The sequence below is a fragment of the Nonomuraea sp. NPDC050202 genome (genome assembly GCF_040656115.1).
Classification (GTDB): domain Bacteria; phylum Actinomycetota; class Actinomycetes; order Streptosporangiales; family Streptosporangiaceae; genus Nonomuraea.
Window position 1 is genome coordinate 159,666 of sequence record NZ_JBFALF010000010.1, and the last position, 19,942, is coordinate 179,607.

Annotated in this window: 19 protein-coding genes; 8 read left to right on the top strand and 11 right to left on the bottom strand. The window is 72.4% G+C overall.

What is annotated here, in order from left to right:
* The first annotated feature begins 11 nt into the window (after positions 1-11).
* Genes AB0I79_RS26915 through AB0I79_RS26930 form a run of 4 tightly spaced genes read left to right on the top strand, consistent with a single transcriptional unit; the run spans position 12 to position 3,728 of the window.
* Positions 12-950 carry a sugar ABC transporter permease gene (locus AB0I79_RS26915; RefSeq protein WP_357877884.1) on the top strand — a complete coding sequence of 313 codons (939 nt, stop codon included), beginning with the start codon at positions 12-14 and terminating at the stop codon, positions 948-950.
* A complete protein-coding gene (locus AB0I79_RS26920; protein WP_357877887.1) occupies positions 947-1,759 on the top strand; it encodes a carbohydrate ABC transporter permease in 813 nt (270 codons plus the stop codon). The genes AB0I79_RS26915 and AB0I79_RS26920 overlap by 4 nt, the downstream gene beginning before the upstream one ends.
* Positions 1,760-1,773: 14 nt before the next feature.
* The gene (locus AB0I79_RS26925; RefSeq protein ID WP_357877890.1) at positions 1,774-2,553 is read left to right on the top strand and encodes a ThuA domain-containing protein; all 780 of its coding nucleotides are present in this window, start codon (positions 1,774-1,776) and stop codon (positions 2,551-2,553) included.
* On the top strand, positions 2,550-3,728 hold the full coding sequence (locus tag AB0I79_RS26930; protein ID WP_357877893.1) for a Gfo/Idh/MocA family oxidoreductase: 1,179 nt from the start codon (positions 2,550-2,552) through the stop codon (positions 3,726-3,728). Before AB0I79_RS26925 ends, AB0I79_RS26930 begins: the two co-directional genes overlap by 4 nt.
* Before the next feature lie 30 nt (positions 3,729-3,758).
* On the opposite strand, the gene AB0I79_RS26935 is transcribed toward AB0I79_RS26930, so the two are convergent.
* Both AB0I79_RS26935 and AB0I79_RS26940 read right to left on the bottom strand, forming a co-directional pair.
* The gene (locus tag AB0I79_RS26935; RefSeq protein ID WP_357877895.1) at positions 3,759-5,141 is read right to left on the bottom strand and encodes a S28 family serine protease; all 1,383 of its coding nucleotides are present in this window, start codon (positions 5,139-5,141) and stop codon (positions 3,759-3,761) included.
* Positions 5,142-5,232: 91 nt separating this feature from the next.
* The gene (locus tag AB0I79_RS26940) at positions 5,233-5,661 is read right to left on the bottom strand and encodes a hypothetical protein (protein ID WP_357877898.1); all 429 of its coding nucleotides are present in this window, start codon (positions 5,659-5,661) and stop codon (positions 5,233-5,235) included.
* A gap of 123 nt (positions 5,662-5,784) precedes the next feature.
* Here AB0I79_RS26940 and AB0I79_RS26945 point away from each other — a divergent pair, with 123 nt between their 5' ends.
* Positions 5,785-6,606, top strand: coding sequence for a helix-turn-helix transcriptional regulator (locus tag AB0I79_RS26945; protein WP_357877901.1), 822 nt, complete (start codon positions 5,785-5,787; stop codon positions 6,604-6,606).
* A 46-nt stretch (positions 6,607-6,652) separates the two neighbouring features.
* Here the strand turns inward: AB0I79_RS26945 and AB0I79_RS26950 are convergent, their stop codons facing one another.
* The 3 genes from AB0I79_RS26950 to AB0I79_RS26960 form a co-directional block, all read right to left on the bottom strand.
* Positions 6,653-7,084: a TetR-like C-terminal domain-containing protein gene (locus AB0I79_RS26950; RefSeq protein WP_357877904.1), complete on the bottom strand. Its 432-nt coding sequence runs from the start codon at positions 7,082-7,084 to the stop codon at positions 6,653-6,655.
* Between the two features lie 42 nt (positions 7,085-7,126).
* Positions 7,127-8,416 (bottom strand): erythromycin esterase family protein, encoded by a 1,290-nt coding sequence (locus AB0I79_RS26955; protein WP_357877907.1) that lies wholly within the window; start codon positions 8,414-8,416, stop codon positions 7,127-7,129.
* Between the two features lie 151 nt (positions 8,417-8,567).
* Entirely contained in the window at positions 8,568-10,424 is a 1,857-nt protein-coding gene (locus AB0I79_RS26960) for a DUF2264 domain-containing protein (protein ID WP_357877909.1), read from the bottom strand.
* Positions 10,425-10,600: 176 nt separating this feature from the next.
* On the opposite strand from AB0I79_RS26960, the gene AB0I79_RS26965 reads away from it, so the two are divergent.
* Positions 10,601-11,680 carry a LacI family DNA-binding transcriptional regulator gene (locus tag AB0I79_RS26965; RefSeq protein WP_357877912.1) on the top strand — a complete coding sequence of 360 codons (1,080 nt, stop codon included), beginning with the start codon at positions 10,601-10,603 and terminating at the stop codon, positions 11,678-11,680.
* A 45-nt stretch (positions 11,681-11,725) separates the two neighbouring features.
* Here AB0I79_RS26965 and AB0I79_RS26970 read toward each other — a convergent pair whose 3' ends face one another.
* Together AB0I79_RS26970 and AB0I79_RS26975 are read right to left on the bottom strand one after the other, a co-directional pair.
* The gene (locus AB0I79_RS26970) at positions 11,726-12,391 is read right to left on the bottom strand and encodes an SH3 domain-containing protein (RefSeq protein ID WP_357877915.1); all 666 of its coding nucleotides are present in this window, start codon (positions 12,389-12,391) and stop codon (positions 11,726-11,728) included.
* A 115-nt stretch (positions 12,392-12,506) separates the two neighbouring features.
* Positions 12,507-13,478: an alpha/beta hydrolase gene (locus AB0I79_RS26975; RefSeq protein WP_357877918.1), complete on the bottom strand. Its 972-nt coding sequence runs from the start codon at positions 13,476-13,478 to the stop codon at positions 12,507-12,509.
* A gap of 99 nt (positions 13,479-13,577) precedes the next feature.
* Here AB0I79_RS26975 and AB0I79_RS26980 point away from each other — a divergent pair, with 99 nt between their 5' ends.
* Positions 13,578-14,186 carry an ABATE domain-containing protein gene (locus AB0I79_RS26980; protein WP_357877921.1) on the top strand — a complete coding sequence of 203 codons (609 nt, stop codon included), beginning with the start codon at positions 13,578-13,580 and terminating at the stop codon, positions 14,184-14,186.
* Positions 14,187-14,354: 168 nt separating this feature from the next.
* On the opposite strand, the gene AB0I79_RS26985 is transcribed toward AB0I79_RS26980, so the two are convergent.
* The 4 genes from AB0I79_RS26985 to AB0I79_RS27000 all read right to left on the bottom strand — a co-directional run bounded on the left by AB0I79_RS26985 (position 14,355) and on the right by AB0I79_RS27000 (position 18,534).
* A complete protein-coding gene (locus tag AB0I79_RS26985; RefSeq protein ID WP_357877924.1) occupies positions 14,355-14,672 on the bottom strand; it encodes a hypothetical protein in 318 nt (105 codons plus the stop codon).
* A 225-nt stretch (positions 14,673-14,897) separates the two neighbouring features.
* A complete protein-coding gene (locus tag AB0I79_RS26990; protein WP_357877927.1) occupies positions 14,898-16,115 on the bottom strand; it encodes a crosslink repair DNA glycosylase YcaQ family protein in 1,218 nt (405 codons plus the stop codon).
* Between the two features lie 181 nt (positions 16,116-16,296).
* Positions 16,297-17,643: an alpha/beta hydrolase domain-containing protein gene (locus AB0I79_RS26995; protein WP_357877929.1), complete on the bottom strand. Its 1,347-nt coding sequence runs from the start codon at positions 17,641-17,643 to the stop codon at positions 16,297-16,299.
* Positions 17,644-17,895: 252 nt separating this feature from the next.
* The gene (locus tag AB0I79_RS27000) at positions 17,896-18,534 is read right to left on the bottom strand and encodes a TetR/AcrR family transcriptional regulator C-terminal domain-containing protein (protein WP_357877931.1); all 639 of its coding nucleotides are present in this window, start codon (positions 18,532-18,534) and stop codon (positions 17,896-17,898) included.
* A gap of 136 nt (positions 18,535-18,670) precedes the next feature.
* Between AB0I79_RS27000 and AB0I79_RS27005 the strand changes: the two genes are divergently transcribed.
* Positions 18,671-19,852 (top strand): FAD-dependent oxidoreductase, encoded by a 1,182-nt coding sequence (locus AB0I79_RS27005; protein WP_357877934.1) that lies wholly within the window; start codon positions 18,671-18,673, stop codon positions 19,850-19,852.
* Positions 19,853-19,942 lie beyond the last annotated feature (90 nt).

Genomic DNA, 19,942 nt, shown 5'->3' on the forward strand with positions numbered 1-19,942 from the left:
GAGCACCGCTGATGACCTCGGCCCCTCTGAGCCTCTCCGTCGCGGCGGGCGAGCGGCGCGCGTTCCTGTGGACGCGGCTGCTCCGGCGGGCCACGCCCTGGCTGTTCTGCCTGCCCGCGGTCGTGTTCGTGGCGATGTTCTTCGGCTACCCGATCGTCCAGAACGTCGTCATGAGCTTCCAGGAGTACACGACCTCGACGTTCTACAGCGGCCAGGCGCCCTGGGTCGGCCTGGCCAACTACGTGACGATCCTGTCCAGCTACCTGTTCACGACGACGCTGGTGAACACCGCGCTGTTCACGATCGGGTCGATCACCTTCCAGTTCGCGATCGGGCTCGCGCTGGCGCTGTTCTTCCGGCGCAACTTCCCGCTCAGCGGGTTCCTGCGCGCGATGTTGCTGCTGCCGTGGCTGATCCCGCTGATCGCCTCCAGCGCGGTCTGGAAATGGCTGCTCGACCAGGAGAGCGGCGCGCTCAACCAGTTCCTCGGCCTGTTCGGCGTCCCGGCCGTGCCCTGGCTGGTCGATCCCACGCTCGCGCTCGCCGGCGTGATCGGCGTCAACATCTGGCTGGGCATCCCGTTCAACGTCGCGATCCTCTACAGCGGCCTGCAGGCCGTGCCCAGGGAGCTGTACGAGGCGGGCTCGCTGGACGGCGCGACCGGCTGGAAGGCGTTCAGGCACATCACCTGGCCGAACCTGCGCCCCGTGGTGAGCGTCGTCATCGTGCTCGGCGTGGTCTACACGCTCAAGGTCGTCGACATCATCCTCGGCCTGACCGGCGGCGGGCCGGCCAACTCCACGCAGACGCTGGCCACGAACGCCTACAACAAGTCGTTCGTGGAGTTCAACTTCGGCGAAGGCGCCGCAATCAGCAACGTCCTCATCGTCGTCTCGCTCGTCTTCGCCCTGGTCTACCTGTACCTCTCGCGCCGGGAGCCGTCCGAATGAACCCGAACGTCCGCCGACTCCCCATGACCGCGCTGGGCGTGCTCTTCCTGGCCGTGATGCTCTTCCCGGTCTACTGGATGGTCAACAGCAGCCTGCAGTCCAGCTCCGGCGCCACCACCCGGGACTGGTTCCCGCTCGACGCGACGCTCTCCGGGTACGCGAAGGCCATCTCCGAGCAGGGGCAGAACTTCGTCACCAGCCTGCTCATCGCGCTCGGCACCGTGGTGCTGACCCTGGTCGTCGCCACGCCCGCCGCCTACGGCCTGTCGCGCTTCCGCTCGCGGGGCACGAACACCTTCGTGCTGGTGCTGCTGATCACGCAGATGATCCCCGCCATGGTCATCGCCAACGCGCTCTACCCGCTGTTCAACTCCCTCTTCCTGATCAACAACGTCTTCGGCCTGATCCTCGCCAACACCGCCGCGGGCATCCCGTTCGCGGTGCTGCTCATCCGGGCGTTCATGGGGTCCATCCCGCGGGCGCTCGTGGAGGCGGCGATGGTGGACGGGGCCGGCCAGCTACGGGCGTTCGTCTCGGTCGTCGTGCCGATCAGCAAGAACGCGATCGTGACCGCCGCGCTGTTCACGTTCCTGTCGGCGTGGAGCGACTTCCTGTTCGCCCTGACCCTGACCAGCACGCCGGAAGTCCGGCCCATCACCCTCGGCATCTACGACTACATCAGCGCGAACACGCAGGACTGGGACACGGTGATGGCCACGGCGGTGCTCGCCTCCGTCCCCGCGGCCCTGCTCCTGATCTTCGCGCAGCGTTACATCGCGGCAGGCGCCGTCGCCGGCGCCGTCAAGTAAGGAGATCTGCGAACATGACGATCCGTGTCCTGGTGTGGGGCGAGAACCGCCACGAGCAGGCCGAGCCCGAGGTCGCCAAGATCTACCCGGACGGCATGCACAACGCCATCCGGCGCGGCATCGAGGCCCGGCTGGGCGAGCGTGCCGCCGTAAGGACCGCCACCCTCGACGACCCCGAGCACGGCCTGACGGAAGAGGCACTCGCGAACACCGACGTGCTCACCTGGTGGGGGCATGCCGCCCACGCGGAGGTGGCGGACGAGGTGGTGGAGCGCGTGCACCGGCACGTGCTGTCGGGCATGGGCCTGCTGGTGCTGCACTCCGGTCACTGGTCGAAGATCTTCACCAAGCTGATGGGCACCACGTGCACGCTGCGCTGGCGCAGCCAGAACGACCGCGAGCTGATCTGGACGGTGAACCCGACCCATCCCATCGCCCGCGGCGTCCCGCACCCGATCGAGATCCCCGCCCAGGAGATGTACGGCGAGCAGTTCGACATCCCGACGCCCGACGAGCTGATCTTCATCAGCTCCTTCACCGGGGGCGAGGTGTTCCGCAGCGGGTGCACGTTCCGGCGCGGCAACGGGAAGATCTTCTACTTCAGCCCCGGCGATCAGGACTATCCCGTCTACCACCATCCGGACGTGCTGCAGGTCATCGCCAACGGCGTGGAGTGGGCGGCCGGGGACCCGGCGCGGCGGGAGATGCCGACGCTGCTGCGGTACGAGATGGGCGACTTCTTCAACGGGCACGGGTACCGGGGGGCGATGCACAACAAGGAGGGCTCCCAGTGAGCGGGCGTCCGCTTCGTGTGGTGCAGGTGGGGGCGGGGGCGATGGGGCTGGCCTGGCTGCGTACGCTGGCCGCCGCCGAGGACGTCGAGCTGGTGGGGGTGGCCGATCTCGACGTGGCCCGGGCGGAGGCGGCCGTGCGCGCGGTCTGCGACTCGGGCGTCAGCCCGGCGGGCGGCTCGGCGGGCGGCTCAGCCGTCAGCCCGGCAGGTGGCTCGGCGGGGGGCTCGGCGCGGGGCTCGGGCGGCGGGGCCGTCAAGGTGGCGGGCTCGCTCGGCGAGCTGCTCGCGGCGACCGAGCCCGACGCCGTCGTCAACGTCACCGTCCCCGATGCGCACAGCGCGGTGAACATCGAGGCGCTCTTCGCCGGGGTGCCCGTCCTGTGCGAGAAACCGGCCGCGCCGACCCTGGCCGAGGCGCTCGTCCAGGCCGCGGCGGCCGAGGCCACCGGGCGGCTGCTGATGATCAGCCAGTCGCGCCGGTACTTCGCCGCCCTGGCCGCCTTCCGGGAGCGGATCGCCGAGCTCGGCACCCCCGGCCTGCTCACCACGGACTTCTTCCGCGCCCCGCGCTTCGGCGGGTTCCGCGACGAGATGCCGCAGCCGCTGCTCGTGGACATGGCCATCCACGCCTTCGACGCCGCCCGCCACCTGCTCGGGCAGGAGCCGGTCTCGGTCGTGTGCGAGAGCTGGAACCCCGCCTGGAGCTGGTACCAGGGCGACGCCTCCGCCACCGCCACCTTCCTGTTCTCCGGCGGGACCCGGTACGTGTTCACCGGGAGCTGGTGCGCGCAGGGGCGGGACACGTCCTGGAACGGCGAATGGCGGGCCGTCGGCGCGGGCGGCACCGCTACGTGGGACGGGGAGCGGTGCGTCACCTCCAGCGTCGCCGGGCCGGCCGAGGAGGTGGCGCCGGCGGCGCACGAGCAGATCGCCGGGGCACTCGCCGAGTTCGTGGGCGCCGTGCGGACCGGCGCGGAGCCGGACGGGGCGATCAACGGCAACGTGCGGAGCCTGGCGATGGTCGAGGCAGCCGTCCGGTCGGCCGAGACAGGGGAACGGGTGGGGATCGGGGCGTTGCTGGAGCAGGCGTACGAGGAGGCGCTGGCGTTGCCGGCCCGGGACGAGGTGCGGGAGCGGCTGAAGTCGTGGGGGGCGGCGGCGACCGTCCTCGGCTGAAGTCCTGGGGGCGGCGACCGTACTCCGGCTTCAGGACGATCGGTGGCGGTCGGGGAGCATCGGATCGTCCGGAAGAGGCGGCGCCGCCTCCGGGGCCCGCCGGGCCGGCGAGACGTCCGCCCAACGCAGCAACGTGGCCGTCGCCGCCGCCCGCTCTGCCTCGGGCAGCAACGCGATGGAGGCTCCGTGGTTGGCGCCCGGCGCCACGTACAGGTAGGAGTCACGCCCGCTCGGGGTGAACCGCTCGGCACTCCACGGATCGTTCTCGCCGTAGACGAACAGCATGCGTTCCGAGCGCGTACGCACCCAGTGGTCCACGTCCAGCATCGGCCACGGATCGTGCCGGGAGCGCAGCTCGGCGGGCAGCACCGCGTTCGGCTGGTAGAGCCCGCGGTGACGGGTCAGCCCGCGCAGGTGCCGGAAGGCGAGGTCGGGCCAGCCGAGCTGGGTGGCCGCCTGGTAGTAGTACGGCGTGTAGTACTCCATGCCCTGGTCGGTGTAGAACGCGAAGGAGGCGACGTTGTCGATCCAGGCGTACAGCTCCTCGTCCGTCGCGCTCGCGGACGGCACCGACGGGCAGTCGGCCACGGAGAGGTACTGCCAGAACGCCCACGCCGTGTCGAGGACCGTCATCTCGAACGACCGGTCGGCGCTGCCCAGCGTCCTGGCGAAGGTGTAGCCGTTGCGCGCGGCGTCCGCCTCCAGCAGCGCCACCATCCGCTCGCGCCGCTCGAGCGCCTCACGCTGCACGTTCTCCAGCGCGGTACGGCACGCCTCGGTGCCGACCCGTGCGAAGAACCGGTCGTAGGCGTGATCCAGCGGGTTGATCGGATCGTTGGGCGCGACGTAGGCCACCACGCCGTCCACGTCGCCCGGGTAGAAGCGGCGGTGGTAGACGGAGGTCATCCCGCCCTTGCTTCCGCCCGTCTGGATCCACTTCCCCGAGTAGATCGTCTTGAGTGCGCGCACGATCCGGTGCTCGTCGGTGGCCTCCTGCCAGATGGTCAGGTCGTCCCAGTCGGCCGGGGAGGGGCGCGAGGAGCGGAAGAAGCGGTGCTCGACGGAGACCTGGTTGCCGTCGATCAGGCGGGTGGGCTCGGTACGCGAGGCAGCCGGGTTCACGGGCAGCCCGTAGCCGCTGGTGGCGAGCACGACAGGCGCCTGTTCCGAGCGGTGGAGCAGGGTGAGGCGCTGCTGGAAGGTGCCCTTGCCGGGGTTCCGGTGGTCGGCGGGCTGCGTGTAGGACAGGACGAAGAACCGGTAGCCGGACGGCTGGGTCTCCGACACGACGGTCAGTCCCGGGATGGCCTTGAGCCGTTCCAGCAGGTCGTCCTGGACTGCGGCGGTGGCCGGTGGAGCGGGCAGGACGAGAGCCAGCAGGGCCGTCAGCGCGGCCAGAAACCGTGATCGCACGGTACGCGCTCCTTCGGAGGAGGACCGGTATCGCCCGAACGTATACCGATCATGCCCCTCCGACCACCCCATCCCACCCCGCACCTTCACCTCATCGCCCACCCCGCAGCCGCCGGAGCCCGGCCAGTTCGAGCCCGGCATAGACGGCGACCACCAGCGCGCCGACCAGCATGAACGCCACCCCCAGACCGGTCAGCGGGATCACCTCCGTGAACGCCAAGGCCAGCAGCGCCACGCACGACAGCGCGTTGCCCGCCACGACGAACGCCACATGTCGGGCGGGGATCCGCGGATGAGCAGCGATGAGGCCGAGCGCCGCGGCCCCGCCCAGCATGGCCACGCCGAACGGGATGGACCAGGCGGTCGGCAGGCCGAGCGGGCCGCTGAGGGGCTGGGCGGCGGCGAGCATGACCACGCCGAAGACGGCGGTGCTCCACCCGTCGATCCGCAAGATGGTGCGCAGCGGGCCCGCGGTGTCCGTCTGCGGACGCCGGGCGGTCTCTCCGGTGGGCGTGCTCATCCAAGGTCTCCTTCGCCTGAGTGGATCCTGGCCGGAGAAGACCATGTCACCGCGGGGGTTACGCGCTCAATAACCTCCGAGGTCATGGCGGCGCCCACCTGGGGGTGGCCTATCCTCCTCGGCATGGACGTGGAACAGCCGTCACGGGTGGGCGCCCTGCTGCGGGAGTGGCGGCAGCGCCGCAGGCTCAGCCAGCTCGATCTCGCCAACCTGGCCGAGACCTCGGCGCGGCACCTGTCGTACATGGAGAACGGCCGCGCCCGCCCGAGCCGCACGATGTTGCTGCGCCTGTCCGCCGCACTCGAGGTGCCCCTGCGCGAGCGCAACACGCTGCTGCTGGCCGCCGACTACGCCCCGGCCTACCGGGAGAGCAGCCTGGACGACGGGTACATGGCCTCGATCCGGTCCGCGCTGGAGACCATGCTGACGGCGCACGAGCCGTACCCCGCCGTCGTGGTGGACCGGGTCTGGAACGTGCTGCAGGGCAACCGCGCCATGAGCGTCCTGATGGACGGCATCCCGCCGCACCTGCTGAAGCCGCGGCCGAACGTGTTCCGGCTGGCCCTGCACCCCGATGGGCTGGCCGCGCGGCTGGCCAACCTGGAGGAGGTCAGAGCGCTCTTCCTCGAACGGCTGTCACGCCAGGTCAACGCCACCGGAGACACCGAGCTCCACCGTCTGCACGAGGAAGTGTCCGGCTACCCGATCCCGTCGAGGAGCGAAGAAGCTCACCCGAACGCAGCCTCGCGACACCGGCCGAGCCCGATCCAGGTGCCCCTGAGGATCCGCACCCCGTTCGGTGAGCTGGCGATGTTCAGCACCATGGCCACGTTCGGCGCTCCGGCCGACGTGACGCTGTCCGAGCTGGCGATCGAGCTCTTCTACCCGCTCGACGACTTCACCGCCGATGCCCTGCGCGCCCTGTCAGGTGCCGGGTCGTCCTGAGCCGCCCGGGCGCCGCGCGGACCCGTGCCCGCGGTGGAGCGGCGCCCTAGGCGGTGAAGCGGGACAGGAGGAGGGCGAGCCTTCTGTCATGGTCGTGGCTGGGCAGCCTGCCTGAGCGCATGAGCGTCGCCAGACCGTGCAGGGCCGCCCAGAACGTCTCGACCAGCAGCCCCAGCTCGCCCTCATCGCCGGAGAACGGCCGCGCGGCCTCTTCCAGCTCGCCGTACGCCGCCCACAGGGCGGGCGGCGCTTCGGGATCGGCGAACGGCAGGTCCACCCTCTGGTGGAACATCGCGTCGTAGAGCGCCGGCCGCCGGCCCGCGAAGGACGTGTACGCCCGCGCGACACCCGCCAGAGCGCCGGCCGCGTCCCCCGCCTCCGTACGGGCGGCGCGCAACTCCTCGGCCAGGTCGGCGAACCCCTCCACCGCCACGGCGGCCACGATCGCGTCCTTGCCCTTGAAATGGCTGTAGAGCACCGGCTGGCTGTATTCGACCCGCTCGGCGCGGCGTGCACGACTTCACCCCTCGGCGCGTGTCAACACGTGATCGGTGCCGGTGGTCCGCGACACGTGCGCGATGGCGTCGAACGCCTCGAACACCGGTATGTCCAGGAAATAGTCGGCCATGCGCGAGTGCTGGAAGGACGCCGCGTCGTCGATGTGCGGACGGGCCGCGCGCAGGTCGGCGAGCGTCCAGAGCCGGTCGGTGGGAAACGCCGCCTCGATGCTGCCTTCGGCGGGCGGTGGGAGCGGCGCGTCGTACCAGGCGCCCTGGGGCCGCTCCGGGGTCGGCTCCCCCAGCGTGGTGGTGCGGCCCAGGCTCGACGTGACGCCGATGGCCCGGTAGTCGTCTCCCAGGGCGGCAGCGAGGTGGGCGCCGGCCGGCAGAAGCGGGTTCCCCTGGCTGTCGGCCGCCGGTGTGCGCTGGATGTGCCAGTTGTGTGCCGCCAGCACCACCCGCGTGCCGCCCTCCAGGAGGCGCAGTACGGACTCGGCCATGTAGACGTCACGAAACGTCGAGGCGGACTCGAAGCCCTCCTGGGCGTTGGCGCGATGGAGCTGGTCGAGGTACCAGGCGCCGCGCAGGTGCCACATGGCCGTGTCGTGCTCGGCCCCGTGGCCGCGGGCGCGCTGGACGAGAGCCAGGCGCTGCAGGTGCCCCATCAGCAGGCTCAGCGCGCTGGTGAGCAGGTCCTGCTCGCCGGGGCCGAGGCTCTGGTAGCGGCCGAGCGCCGTGATGGTCACGGGGTCGTGGAAGCGCCGCGCCACGCTGACCGCCTGTTCCAGCGCCGCAAGCGCCTCCGGGGCGGCCCGGCGCACGTAGCCGGCCACCTCCTCCAGCGCGGGCAGCGGCGATCCCGCGGCCCCGGGCAGGTCGGTGCCCAGGCACCGCAACGGCGGCGCTGCGGCGGTCAGGTTCCGCTCTCTCATCCAGGTCAGCGTCTCGTGCATTTCCCGGCACCGGCCCAGCGACAGGGCGATACCGTCCGCCGCGACCTGCTCCACGGTGCCGGGGCCGGCGCGGACCCAGCCGTCCAGGACCTGCCCCTGGGTGAACGGGGCTTCCAAGGCGTACACCTCGAAACCGCACCGTTCGACCAGGAAGCGCAGGATGCGGTGGCGTACCTGGTAGAACTCCCGGATGTGGTGGGAGCTCTCGCCGAGCGCCACGACCCGCGCGCCGCCGACGATGTCGCGAAGCGGTTCGAGATCGTCCACGGCGAGCCGGGAGTCCAGGGTGTCCAGTGCCAAGGCGTGATCGCCGGCCCAGCCGGCGAAACTCGTCCGGCGGCTCGCTGTCACGTTCATGCCCTACAGCGTTTCGTGGCGGGCCTGCCACGGTCGTCATGCCGGAGGAGGGACTTGAGGGTACGGCCGGCGGAGCAGGCCCGTTCCCGATGACGACGTGGGGAGTACCCAGGTGTTCCGCGGCCCGCCCCGCCGGCAGTCACGCGGGCGTCTACGGGCGCCGCTCCGCGGGATAGTGCCGACGCGCCGCCGGCGTCTCCGCGCCCATGTCGACCGTCACCGTCCCGCCCCCGGGAAGGGACAGGACGACCACGTCCCCGGGCTCGACGCGCACGGCCGGCGCGGGCGGGTCCTGCTCCGACCTGGCCAGCCGGACGAGGCTGACGTAGAGCGCGGTGCCGCCCGGGTGGGACGCCGCGAAGGCGTACGGGGTGGCGGAGTGATGGCCGAAGGCGTTGGCGCCCGCGGCCGTGACCAGGCCCGTGCCCGTGAAGCCGCGCAGGGCGCGCACGGCGCTGGTCAGCCCGTCCGGGCGGGCCGCGAGCGCCAGGCCGTCCTTCTGCCGGAGGGCGGGCGGTGCCGGGGCGGCGAGGGCGTGGCCGCCGTCCCGCACCTGGTGCCCGGCCGGGGCCGTGACGCGGTGGATCCTGATCTCCGCGGCGCCGTCCACGATGGAGGCGGTCACCACCCGTACGGGACCGTCCTGGTAGGCCGAGGCGGCGAAGCCGTCGGACACGGCGAGCGGCTCGATGAAGCGGCGCAGCGAGGCGGTGCCGTCGGGCGCGATGACGGTCACGTGGTTGTCCACGCCCCGCGCCCGCTCCCCCACCTCGGGGCCCGTGTGGCTGGTGTAGGCGAGCTTGGTGTAGTAGGGGTCTGGGGCGCCGTCCGGGGGCTGGACGCGGTCGCGGTCGCTGCCGTGGTTGATCAGGCGTACGACGCCGTCCGCGCTGGTGGTGTGCAGCAGCCAGCCGGGGGCGGGCATGGCCAGCGTCCGGTCGGCCGTCTCGACGGGCGCGGGCTCCTCCGGCGCCGTCCAGACCGGGTGTCCGGGCGGGAGCAGGAGGCCGAGGAACGCCTTGCTGGCCCAGTACGGCGACGCCGGCCCCGAGTAGGACTGCGCGATGGGCGGGAAGGGGTCGTACCAGCCGAGGGAGAGCAGGCCGCGCTCGTCCGGCGCGCCGCGCTCGGCGAAGTGGCGCAGCACCCGCCCGGCGATGCGCCGGGTCCGGCCGGGCGGCAGCGGCGAGGCGCCGGTGAGCGCGCCCAGCCACAGCGGCGCCACCGTCGCGAACCGGTACGTCAGCGAGCGCCCCTGGTGCACGGGCCCGCCGTCGGCGGCGAAGAAGTGCTGGTACTGCTCCAGGAAGCGGCGCAGCCGGCCGGCGTACAGCTCTCGCCTGGCCGTGTCGCCGCTCATCCTGGCCCACAGCGACGGGTACAGGTGCAGTGCCCAGCCGCAGTAGTAGTCGAAGTTCTTGCCCTTGCCGTCGGAGTACCAGCCGTCGCCGGCGTACCACTCCTCGATGCGCTCCAGCCCGCCGCTGATCTCGGCCGGTTCGTACGGCCCGCCCACCCCGGCCAGGAACTGCTCGACGATCACCCGGAACAGCACCCAGTTGTTCTCCGGCGTGCGCCGCCCCACGAACCCGGCCAGCCAGTCCACCACCCGCTCCTGCTGCGCGGGCGAGAGCCGGTCGAACAGCCAGGGCCGCGTCTCGTGCAGCGCCAGCGCGATCGAGGCCGCCTCGACGAGTTGCTGCGACATGTCGGTCAGCGCCGGCCACGCGTACGGGTGCGCCGGGTCGGTGCCGGCGGTCAGGCCGCTCGCGTACCGCTCCAGCAGCCCCGGCGGCACGTCGCCGCCCGCCCCCGCGATCCTGAACGCGGCCAGCATGAACGTGCGCGCGTACCCCTCGAGACCGTCGCTCACCGGCCCCGACCTGCTGGCCCTGCCGGGCAGGCGGTACTGGGCGAGACCGTCGGTCGCATACGGCAGCACGGCGGCCAGCAGGTGGTCCGCCATGGCCTCCCAGTGTTCACGAGAGTGCTCTTCGGGCATCGACATAAAGCGGATACTAGGCCAACATGCCGGGAAAATGGAGACCGTGGATGGCTTCGCATAGTAAGCGTTTCACTCTCCGGCTCGGGTGCGGGAGGTCGTGAGGCGATTTGACACCGCGACCGCCGGGCGGAAACATGCCGTGTAAGCGGTTTACCCGGTTGTTTCACTGGGGAGGTGGCATGGTCCGGCGTGCGGCGTCCGAAGGCGGGGAGCGGCGGCCGACGACGATCCGCGACGTGGCCGCGCACGCGGGGGTGTCCGTGGCCACGGTCTCCCGCATCCTGTCCGGCTCCTATCCCAGCGCCCCGGCCACCCGCAGCAAGGTGATGAAGGCGGTCCGCGAGCTCGACTACGTCGCCAACGCCAACGCCCGCAACCTCGCCGGGGCCAGCAGCCGCAGCGTCGCCATCATCGTCAACTCCGTCGTCTCCCCCCACTACGCCCACGTCGCCCAGGGGGTGCAGACGCAGGCCGCGCTCGAGGGCAAGCTGTGCATCGTCGGCACCACCGGCGGCGACCCGGAGCGCGAGCTGGCCACCGTCCAGCTCATGCGGCAGGAGCACGCCGAGTGCGTGATCCTCGTCGGCAACGTCGTCAACAACGACGCCTACCGCGAGCGCATGGCCGACTACGCCCGCGCGCTGGCGGCGGCCGGCTCGCAGCTCGTCCTGTGCGGCCGGCCCACGCTGGGCCCCGACGTGCCCGCCCTCGTCGTCGAGTACGACAACACCGGCGGCGCCTACGCCATCACCAGCCACCTGCTCTCGGCGGGTCATCGGCGCATCCTGTTCCTCGGCCGGCACGAGGGTTACACCACCTCCGACAGCCGCATCACCGGCTACCGCAACGCGCTCGCCGACCACCGCGTCCCCCACGATCCGGGCCTGGAGGTCGACGGCACGATGGAGCGCAGCGAGGGCTACCGCATGATCCGGGAGCGGCTCGCGGCCGGGCCGCCCGACTTCACCGCCGTCTTCGCCGGCAACGACCTCATCGCCGCCGGCGCCCGCCAGGCCCTGCGCGAGCACGGGCTGCGGGTGCCCGACGACATCTCCATGGTCGGGTTCGACGACCTGCCGCCCTCCGCCGACATCGACCTCACCACCGTGCACGTGCCGCACGAGGAGCTGGGCCGCACCGCCGTGCGCCTGGCGCTCGAACGCGGCCAGGACAAGGCGGCGCCGGGCCGGCACGTCCTGCTCGGCACGCACATCATCGTCCGCGACTCCGTGCGGCCGCTCCGGCCCGACCTGGGGTGAGAGCGGCGGCGCCATGGAACGGCCGCCGGTCCCGGCTCCGCGGGTTCAGTCGGGCTCCACGTCACCCAGCCAGACGTAGCCGTTGTCCACGTTCAGCCAGGCGCTCTCCGAGGTGCTCGGGCCGATGGCGTCGGCGACCTGCTGGACGACGTACGCGGCCGGGTAGCCGCTCGCCGCCTGCGCGGGCACGGCGGCGGAGGCGGCTATGTCGTCGCCGGTCAGCCCGCGGTACACGTCATACGCCGCCGAGTCGCCGGGCATGTCGTCGCCGGCCATCAGCTCGGCGATCTGGGCCGCCTCCTCTTCGGTCATCTCGACGTAGCCGGTCGTCTCGTCGTACTGCACCGGCTCGCCGTAGTCCATGCGGTCGACGACTTCGTAGGCGGGGCCGGGGCCGGCACGCACGGGGGCGCCCTCGGGGTCGGCCACGCGCAGGCCGTCGTCGTCCGCCATCGGCTGGGCGGCCTGGGTCCGTACCTGGCCCGTGCCCACGTCATCCTGGGTCCGCACCTGGCCTGCCCCCGCGTCATCCTGGGTCCGTACTTGCCCCGTGCCGGCGTCATCCTGGGTCTGCACTTGCCCCGTGCCGGCGTCATCCTGGGTCCGTACTGGCCCGGTGCCCGCGTCGGCCTGCGCGGTCGCCGCCGCGCCGAGCAGGCCTGTCACACCTGCGGCGCCGGCGATGGCGAGCTTGGTGATGGTGGTCCGCATCGCGGGTACCCCCGAATCCTGCTTCCTCGCGACCGTTGCTCCCCACGGAGAGCCGTCGCCTTGCAGTCATCTGTCGGGCTGCCCCGCGGGCGGGAAGCCGCATCCCGCCCCGGCGTCAAAACCGGCCCAACTCCCCCTGCGGCTCGTCAGTAACACCAGCCCCGGAAGCCGTCTCACGCAGGAAGGGCAGGAGGTGCCCGAGGAGGGCGTCGGGGCTCTCCTCGGGGACGTAGTGGCCGCAGCCGGGCAGGACGGCGGTGCTCAACCGCTCGGTCACGGAGGCGAGCAGGGCGCCGAGGCGTTCGCCCTGGCCGCGGGCGCCGGAGACCCCGAGGACCGGCATCGTGAGGGGACGCTGCTTGCGGCGGTCGTTCTGGGCGATGTTGTCGTCCGTGGCCCGGTAGTAGTCGAAGCTGGCGCGCAGCGCTTCCGGATCGCGGGCGATGGTCTCGACGTAGAAGGCGACGGCCTCGGCGGGGAGCGGGCGGGCGGCCTTGAGCTGGAACTGGTCGCCGTAGTAGATGTGCTCCCGGCCGCGCACCAGCAGCTCGTTGACGGAGCGCCTCCGGTTGAACGAGAAGTGCCAGAGCATGTCGTTCTGCGCCTCAGGGCCGAAGATCGGGATGTCGGGCGCGAGGCCGGGGATGGTGGCGTCGACCAGGGCGAGGCGGTCGACGGCCGCCGGGTGGTCCGCGGCGAGGGCGTAGCCGATCCACATGCCCACGTCGTGGCCGGCCATGGCGAAGCGGTCATGGCCCAGCGTGCGCATGAGGGCGACGAGCTCGGCCGCCACGGTGGCGGTGTCGTAGCCGCCGTGGGGCTTGTCGGAGCGTCCGACGCCGCGCGGGTCCACCGCGATGACGCGGAAGTGCTCAGCCAGGCGAGGCATGACGTGGCGCCACACGTACCAGTTCTGCGGCCAGCCGCCGACCAGGAGCAGGGGATGTCCGGCACCGCCCTGCACGGTGTGCAGGCGGACGTCGCCGACGCGGACCAGGGTGCTGTCGAAGACGTCCGCGAAGCCTTCGGGGAGCCAGGGGACGCCGGTCACCGTACCGAAGCCCGTGATGCGGTTGGAGTGGTTCACATGAACCTGTTTAGACGGTTCATCGGAGCCATGTCAACCTGCGCCCGGCGGGCCGGGCTTCCCCTAGAATGAACCACCATGACCGGTTCACCTGTTGGCATGAGCGCTGATCCGCGCGGCGCGGAGGGCTTCCGCCTGGGCAACGAGATCCTCGCCTTCCGCTTCGTCGCCACGCTTTCCGAGCGGCGCGGCGATCCGGTGGAGCGCATCCCCACCCCGGAACGGCTGAGCGCCTGGCTGGCCGCCAACGGGCTCGGCGAGGCCGGCCTGCCGGTCTCCGAAGCCCTCCTCCGGGACGCCCGCGAACTACGCGAAGCCATCCACCGGGCCGGCACCGCCGTCGCCGGAGGGGGTGTGCCGGATCCCTCCGACGAGGAACTGCTCAACCGGTGGAGCTCCCGTCACCGGGCGCGGCTCGTCCTCGACGGCGGGCGTGCGCGGTGGCGGCTCCCGGAGACCGATCCGGCACGGGCCGCGCTCGCGGTCGTCGCGCTCGACGCCATCGCGACGCTCGGGGGGCAGGGGGATGGCATGATCAAGCGGTGCGAGCAGGCCACGTGCGGGGGCCTCTTCGTGGATACCAGCCGTGGTGGGCGGCGGCGGTGGTGCTCGATGGCGACATGCGGCAACAAGATGAAGAAGGCCAACCTCAAGTCGGCCAGGGCCAGGAGCGGCGAGACGCCCGCCCACAGGGGCGAACACGCCTGAACGGCCCACACCCCACGGGACGAAGGTTGCAAGAGCGGGCCGACCTCACCCGTAACGTCGCACGCGGGGACCGCCCCCTGAGGTGACGTCGCATGCGACCGGGCTCCCGACCGCGACGGCAGCACCCCGGCGACGCCATGCGGCAGGGCCGCCGAGATGGCCTGCCGATCAGCGCGGGCGGCTGAGGGCGGCCTCGGCCAGATCCGTCCACCTCTCGACCGAGGAGTGGGGCACGACCACCCAATCCTTCATCTCCCTGCCCTGCCCCGAGGGGTCGAACAGGGACGCACCGGCCAACTGGAGCGCGGCTGCGTGCTCAGGAGTATCCCTGACCAGCCGGAACACCATCGCGCCATCACGCTGCAGGCTCGCGAACACCTTGCCCGCCTGATCCTTGAGCGCGGGACTCCCCATCATCCTGGAGACCCGTACACCCAGATCGGCCAGTTCGGCGCCGACCTGCTTGAAGTCCTCTTCGGCACTCATCCTCAGTCGCCCCCGCACTCCACGGTGGCGTGGTCGGGCAACTCGTCGTGGCCGGGCTCTTCCCGCGTGACACGATCGCCCGGCCCCGCCTTCCTTCAGAACGGCGATCAGGCTAGTCGTCCTGGCGGCACCGATCAAGGCCGGTACGGGATGCCCGACCCCGCCCAGCCCACCGCCGGTCCGAGAGCACGACGGGCGGACGCGAGGCGCGGCCTCAGGTGTCCCTCACCCCGCGACGGCCGCCCGCCACGGCGTTGCCACCTTCTCGCCGTAGACGATCTCGCGGGCGCCGGCGAACGCGGCCAGGCCGGTGATCGCCTCCGTGACGGCCCGGACGGTGCTCGGGTCGGTGGTGGTGTCACCCTCCGGGAACACGCCCTCGATCTCCAGCACCCCGCGCCGCCGGTCCACGCGCGGAACGAGCCGCCCGATCAGCCGTTCCCCGTGCAGGATCGGCATGATGTAGTGGCCGTACTGCCGCTTGTGCTTGGGGACGTACATCTCCGTGCGGAACGCGAAGCCCCAGAGGCGCTGGGTGCGTTCGCGGTCGCAGATGAGGTTGTCGAACGGTGACAGCAGCGTGGTGCGCGGCTGCCAGGCGTCGCGTTCCAGGAGTGCGAGCGCGTCGGCGTGCGCGTACCAGACCTCGTCGCCGCCCTCCACCGCGACCTGCACGACGCGGCCCGAGCGGTGCAGGGCGGAGAGCGCGCCGGCCAGGCCCGGGTAGCGGGCGCGGGTGAAGTGGCGCTCGATGTCGGGGACGCGGGCCACGCCGAGGGCGCGCAGGGCGTGCTCGGCCGCTCGGGTCACCGCCTCCTCCTGGGAGAGCCGCTCAGCCTGCGCCCAGCCGGGGAGCCAGCGCTCCGTCAGGTCCCAGTGGCGGGTGCGGCCCTGACGGGCCGCCACCATGATGTGGCCCTGCGTCCACAGGAAGTCCAGCATGCGCTCGACGTTGCGGCCGTTGGTCCAGCCCGTCGACTTCCACGGCACGGCCGCGAGGTCCTCGAACGCACCCGGCGGGAGCGGGCCCTCCTCGCGCAGGCGGTCGAGCACGTGGCGGCGTAAGGCGTCGTTGGCCTCGATCCAGCCGCGCACCATGCGGGCGTAGTCGGACTCGCCCGTGGCGTAGCGGCGCATCATGAGGTGGTGGATCGGGTAGTCCTCGGCCAGCACGATCGAGGCGGCGTGGGCCCAGTACTCAAACAGCCAGCGCTCCCGCCACAGCAGCGCGTCGAGGTCGGCGAGGTCGTAGCGGCCGGCCCGGCTCCAGAGCACGAGCAGGTGACTGCGGGCCACCGCGCTGACCGGGTCGAGTTGCAGGCAGCGCAGGCTGCGCAGGATGGCGCGCAGGCCCTCGAGGTCGGCGCCGGGGCGCGGGCCGGCCAGATGCTGGCACATCACGGCCAGCCGCCGTGCCGAATCCAGGGTGAGGATGGGGGCCACGAGGCAGGAGCGTAATCGAAAAGACGTTCGACGGCAAAGCGGGGTCGGGCCTCGGCGCTGGATGGGAGGGCCGGTCAGGGGGACGGTGGTGGTGCTGGAGGGTGTCAACGGCATCGCGGCGACACCGAGCGGCTGCGGCTGCTGTTCGGCGGTCGTCGGGCTGAGGTTCCTGCGTTGACCTTTATGGCCTGGTGTCGATGAGGTTCTGGCGGGCGTCGCCGGGGAGCAGGTAACCGGCCCTGACGTTGTGGGCGTCCGCGCGGACGACCGCCGCCACGTAGTGGCTGTGCGTCGGGTACAGCCGGGCGAGCTGCGCCTGGTCGAACGGGATGTGCGTGCCGAACAGCACGCAGAACGTCTCCCCCGAGTTGTCGCCCGTGTTCAGCGCGGTGGGCGCCGCCACCTGCGACAGCCGGATGCCGCCGCGCGCCAGCCCCAGTTCGTCGCGGACCTTGGTGCCGTCGGCGGCGAACTCCAGCGGCGGCGCGGTGGGCGGCGCGGCGCCACGCCGGGCCCAGCGGGTCAGATGGTCGTAGGCGGCGGCCAGGACGTGGTGCAGCGGGACGCGGCTGAACGGCGGCCTGGCGCACGTGTACGTCGGCGGGGCGCCCAGGTCGCGGGCGAGCAGCGGGACGCGGGCGCTGTAGCCGTGCCATCCGGAGTGCGCGCTGCCGGCCACCTCCCAGCGGCGGAACCGCTCGGTGTCCGGCGGACGCACGGGCGAGCGCACGTCGGTCTCCGACAGCACCTGGAAGACCGGCTCCGCGCCGGCGCGGGTGGGGGCGGGGCCGACGATCTGGCCGTACCCGTCGAAGACGCTCTCGATGTGCGGCAGCACGGCGTCGTAGTAGACGGTCAGCCGGCCTGCCGACTGCGAGGCGCCGATGGCCAGCACGGTGTCGGCCCGCAGGCGGCCCAGGAGGGCGGGCCGGGCCGATGCCCTGATGGCCTTGGCCGCCTGGGAGAACACGTCGTAGGAGAGCTGGTCGGTCATGTAGAGGCCGCCGCCGGTGACGTCGAGGGTGCCGTAGCGGGCGGGGCTCCACTGGCGGAGCTGGTTCACGCCCACGCGCTGGGCGGAGACGCCGACCCACGCGTACCCGGCGCGGGTGAGCTGCTCGGTGCTCCAGAGGGCGTCCAGGTCGTATCCTGCGGTGACGTTCTGCCACTCCATCAGCACGGTTCCGTTGAACGTGGCCTGGCTCGCCGGGCGGCGGACGATCACCCTGGTCCGGTACGGCACGTCGGCGGCGAGCAGCTCGCCCGTGGCGCTGTAGGCGTCGGCGTTGCCCGACAGGTGGAACTCCTGCTCGACGTAGCCGAGCGCGCGCAGGTCGGCGTCGGTGGCCAGCCACGGGTAGGTCTCCGACAGCTCCGGAGAGGTGGGGTCACCCGGCGGAGCCCCTGGCAGCGGGCCCTCGACCCGCGGGACGTCGACCGCGGTGGCGACGGCCGAAGAGCTCGAAGCGGCCGAGGCCGTCGAGGTGGTCGAGGCCGTCGAGGTGGTCGAGGTGGTCGAGGTGGTCACAGCCTGCGCCGCCGAAGCAGCGGAAACAGCTGAAGCCGCCGAAGCGGCAGAGGCGGTCGAAGCGGGAAGCAGGCTCGCGGCGAGCAGTGCCGCGCCCGCGATCCGTACCGTTCTGGGGAATGGCGCCATCGCGCGATCTCCTTCCGGGGCCCAGGGAGCCGGCCGCACCGGGCGCTCTCCCTCCCGGCCACCGGCCCCGACCGATGCTCCCCCGCCCGCCGGCTTCGCGCATCGGCACAATCACCGGCGCGATCAGGAAGGCGGCGTCGCATCCATGCGGTAGAGGGAGTGGAACAGCGGCCAGGTCAGGGCGGCCATCTCGGCCGGAGGGCGGGGGCAGCCGCCCCGCAGCCACTCGGCGGCCACGCCGATGAGCGCCCCCGCCGTGAACGCCGCGGGCACGTCCAGCGGCAGGTCCAGCACCGCCCTGGCGCGCTCGGGCACGCCGGCGCTGTCGATGGCCTCCTGGAGGCGCTCCTGGATGGCCGCCGTGCTGCGGTGGCGGATGTGGTCGGCCACGCGCGCGCTGCCCTGCGGCCCCAGCAGCGCGCGGTAGAGCCCGGCGTGCTCGGCGAGGCTGGCGAAGAACGCCTCCAGCGACTGGGTGGCCTCCTCGGCGGGGTCGGCCACGTTGAAGTCGCCCGGCAGCGCCTCGATCAGGTTGTCGATCATCGCCGTGCAGGCGGCCTCGGCCAGCTCGTGCACGTCGCGGTAGTGGTCGTAGAAGGTGGAGCGGCTCACCCCGGCGAGCTCGGCCACGTCGGCGACGGTGATCCGGGACAGGTCCTGCTCCTCGACGAGCTGGAGCAGCGCCCGCGCCAGGGCCGCCTGGGTGCGGCGCACGCGCCGGTCGCCCGGGGTGGAGGTGCTGCTTGCTCTGCTCGTTGCCACGTCTTCACCCTACCGTCTACCTACATGTGCAGGTTTTCCTACAGATGTAGGGTAATCTGTGGGCGACACGAGGGAAAGGACTACGTCACATGCGGATTCCTGCAGGTAGGGCCACCTCTCGCCGGAGCGGGGCGGCGTGACCCCGCCCGGCAGCGTCCTGATCGTCGGCGCCTCGGCCGCCGGCCTGAGCACGGCCGAGGCGCTGCGGCGCCAGGGCCACCAGGGGCGGCTCACGCTCCTCGACGCCGAGCCGCACCTCCCCTACGACCGTCCGCCGCTGTCGAAGCAGGTCCTGGCCGGCGACTGGGAGCCGGGCCGGGCCCAGCTCCGTACGCAGGCGCAGCTCGATGCGCTGGACGCGGAGTTCGTCCGGGGCGAGCCGGCCGTCTCCCTCGACGCCGCCGCCCGCGAGGTGCGCACGGCCACCGGCCGGGTGCTGCGCGGCGACGCCGTCGTCATCGCCACGGGGCTGACGCCGTGCCGCCTCCCGGGGCAGCGGGGGCTGGCGGGGGTGCACGAGCTGCGCGGCCTGGACGACGCGCTCACCCTGCGCGCCCACCTGACCGCCGCCAGGCGGCTGGTGGTCGTCGGCGAGGGCGTGCTGGGGGGCGAGGTCGCCGCGACGGCCCGCAAGCTGGGCCTCGACGTCACGCTCGTCGGCCTCGGCCCGGCGATCCTCGCCGACCAGCTCGGCGGCCCGGCAGCCGAGCTGCTCACCCGCACGCACGTGGAACGGGGGGTGGTGCTGCGGCTCGGCGTCGCGGTCGAGGAGCTGACCTCGGCCGGCGGGCGGGTCACCGGCGTACGGCTGGCCACCGGCGAGCTGCTGCCCGCCGACGCGGTCGTGGTGGCCATCGGCTCCCGCCCGGCGACCGGGTGGCTGGCGGGCAGCGGGCTCCCGCTCGGCGACGGCGTGGAGTGCGACTCCCGCTGCCGCGCCGCCGAAGGTGTCTACGCCGTCGGCGACGTGGCGTCCTGGTGGCACGAGGGGCTCGGCAGGCGGCTGCGCCTGGAGAACCGCACCAACGCCACCGAGCAGGCCCAGGTGGTGGCCGCCAACGTGCTCGGCGCCGACCGCGCGTACGAGCCGATCCCGTACTTCTGGACCGACCAGTACGACATCAAGATCCAGGCCCACGGCCTGCCGTCGGCGGCGGCCGAGGTGAGCATCGCGGAAGGCGACCCGGAGCAGGGCCGCTTCGCCGCGCTCTACCGGGAGAACGGCCAGGTCACCGGCGTGCTCGGCTGGAACATGCCGAAGCAGGCCCGCGTACTGAGACAGCAGCACCTCACCGCCCGGCCCGTCACCACCGCGTGACAGCCGCACCTCGCACCCGGCCGTCACCACCGCGTGACGGCAGCCCCTCGCCACCCCGGCCCGTCACCACCGCGTGACAGGCCATCACCA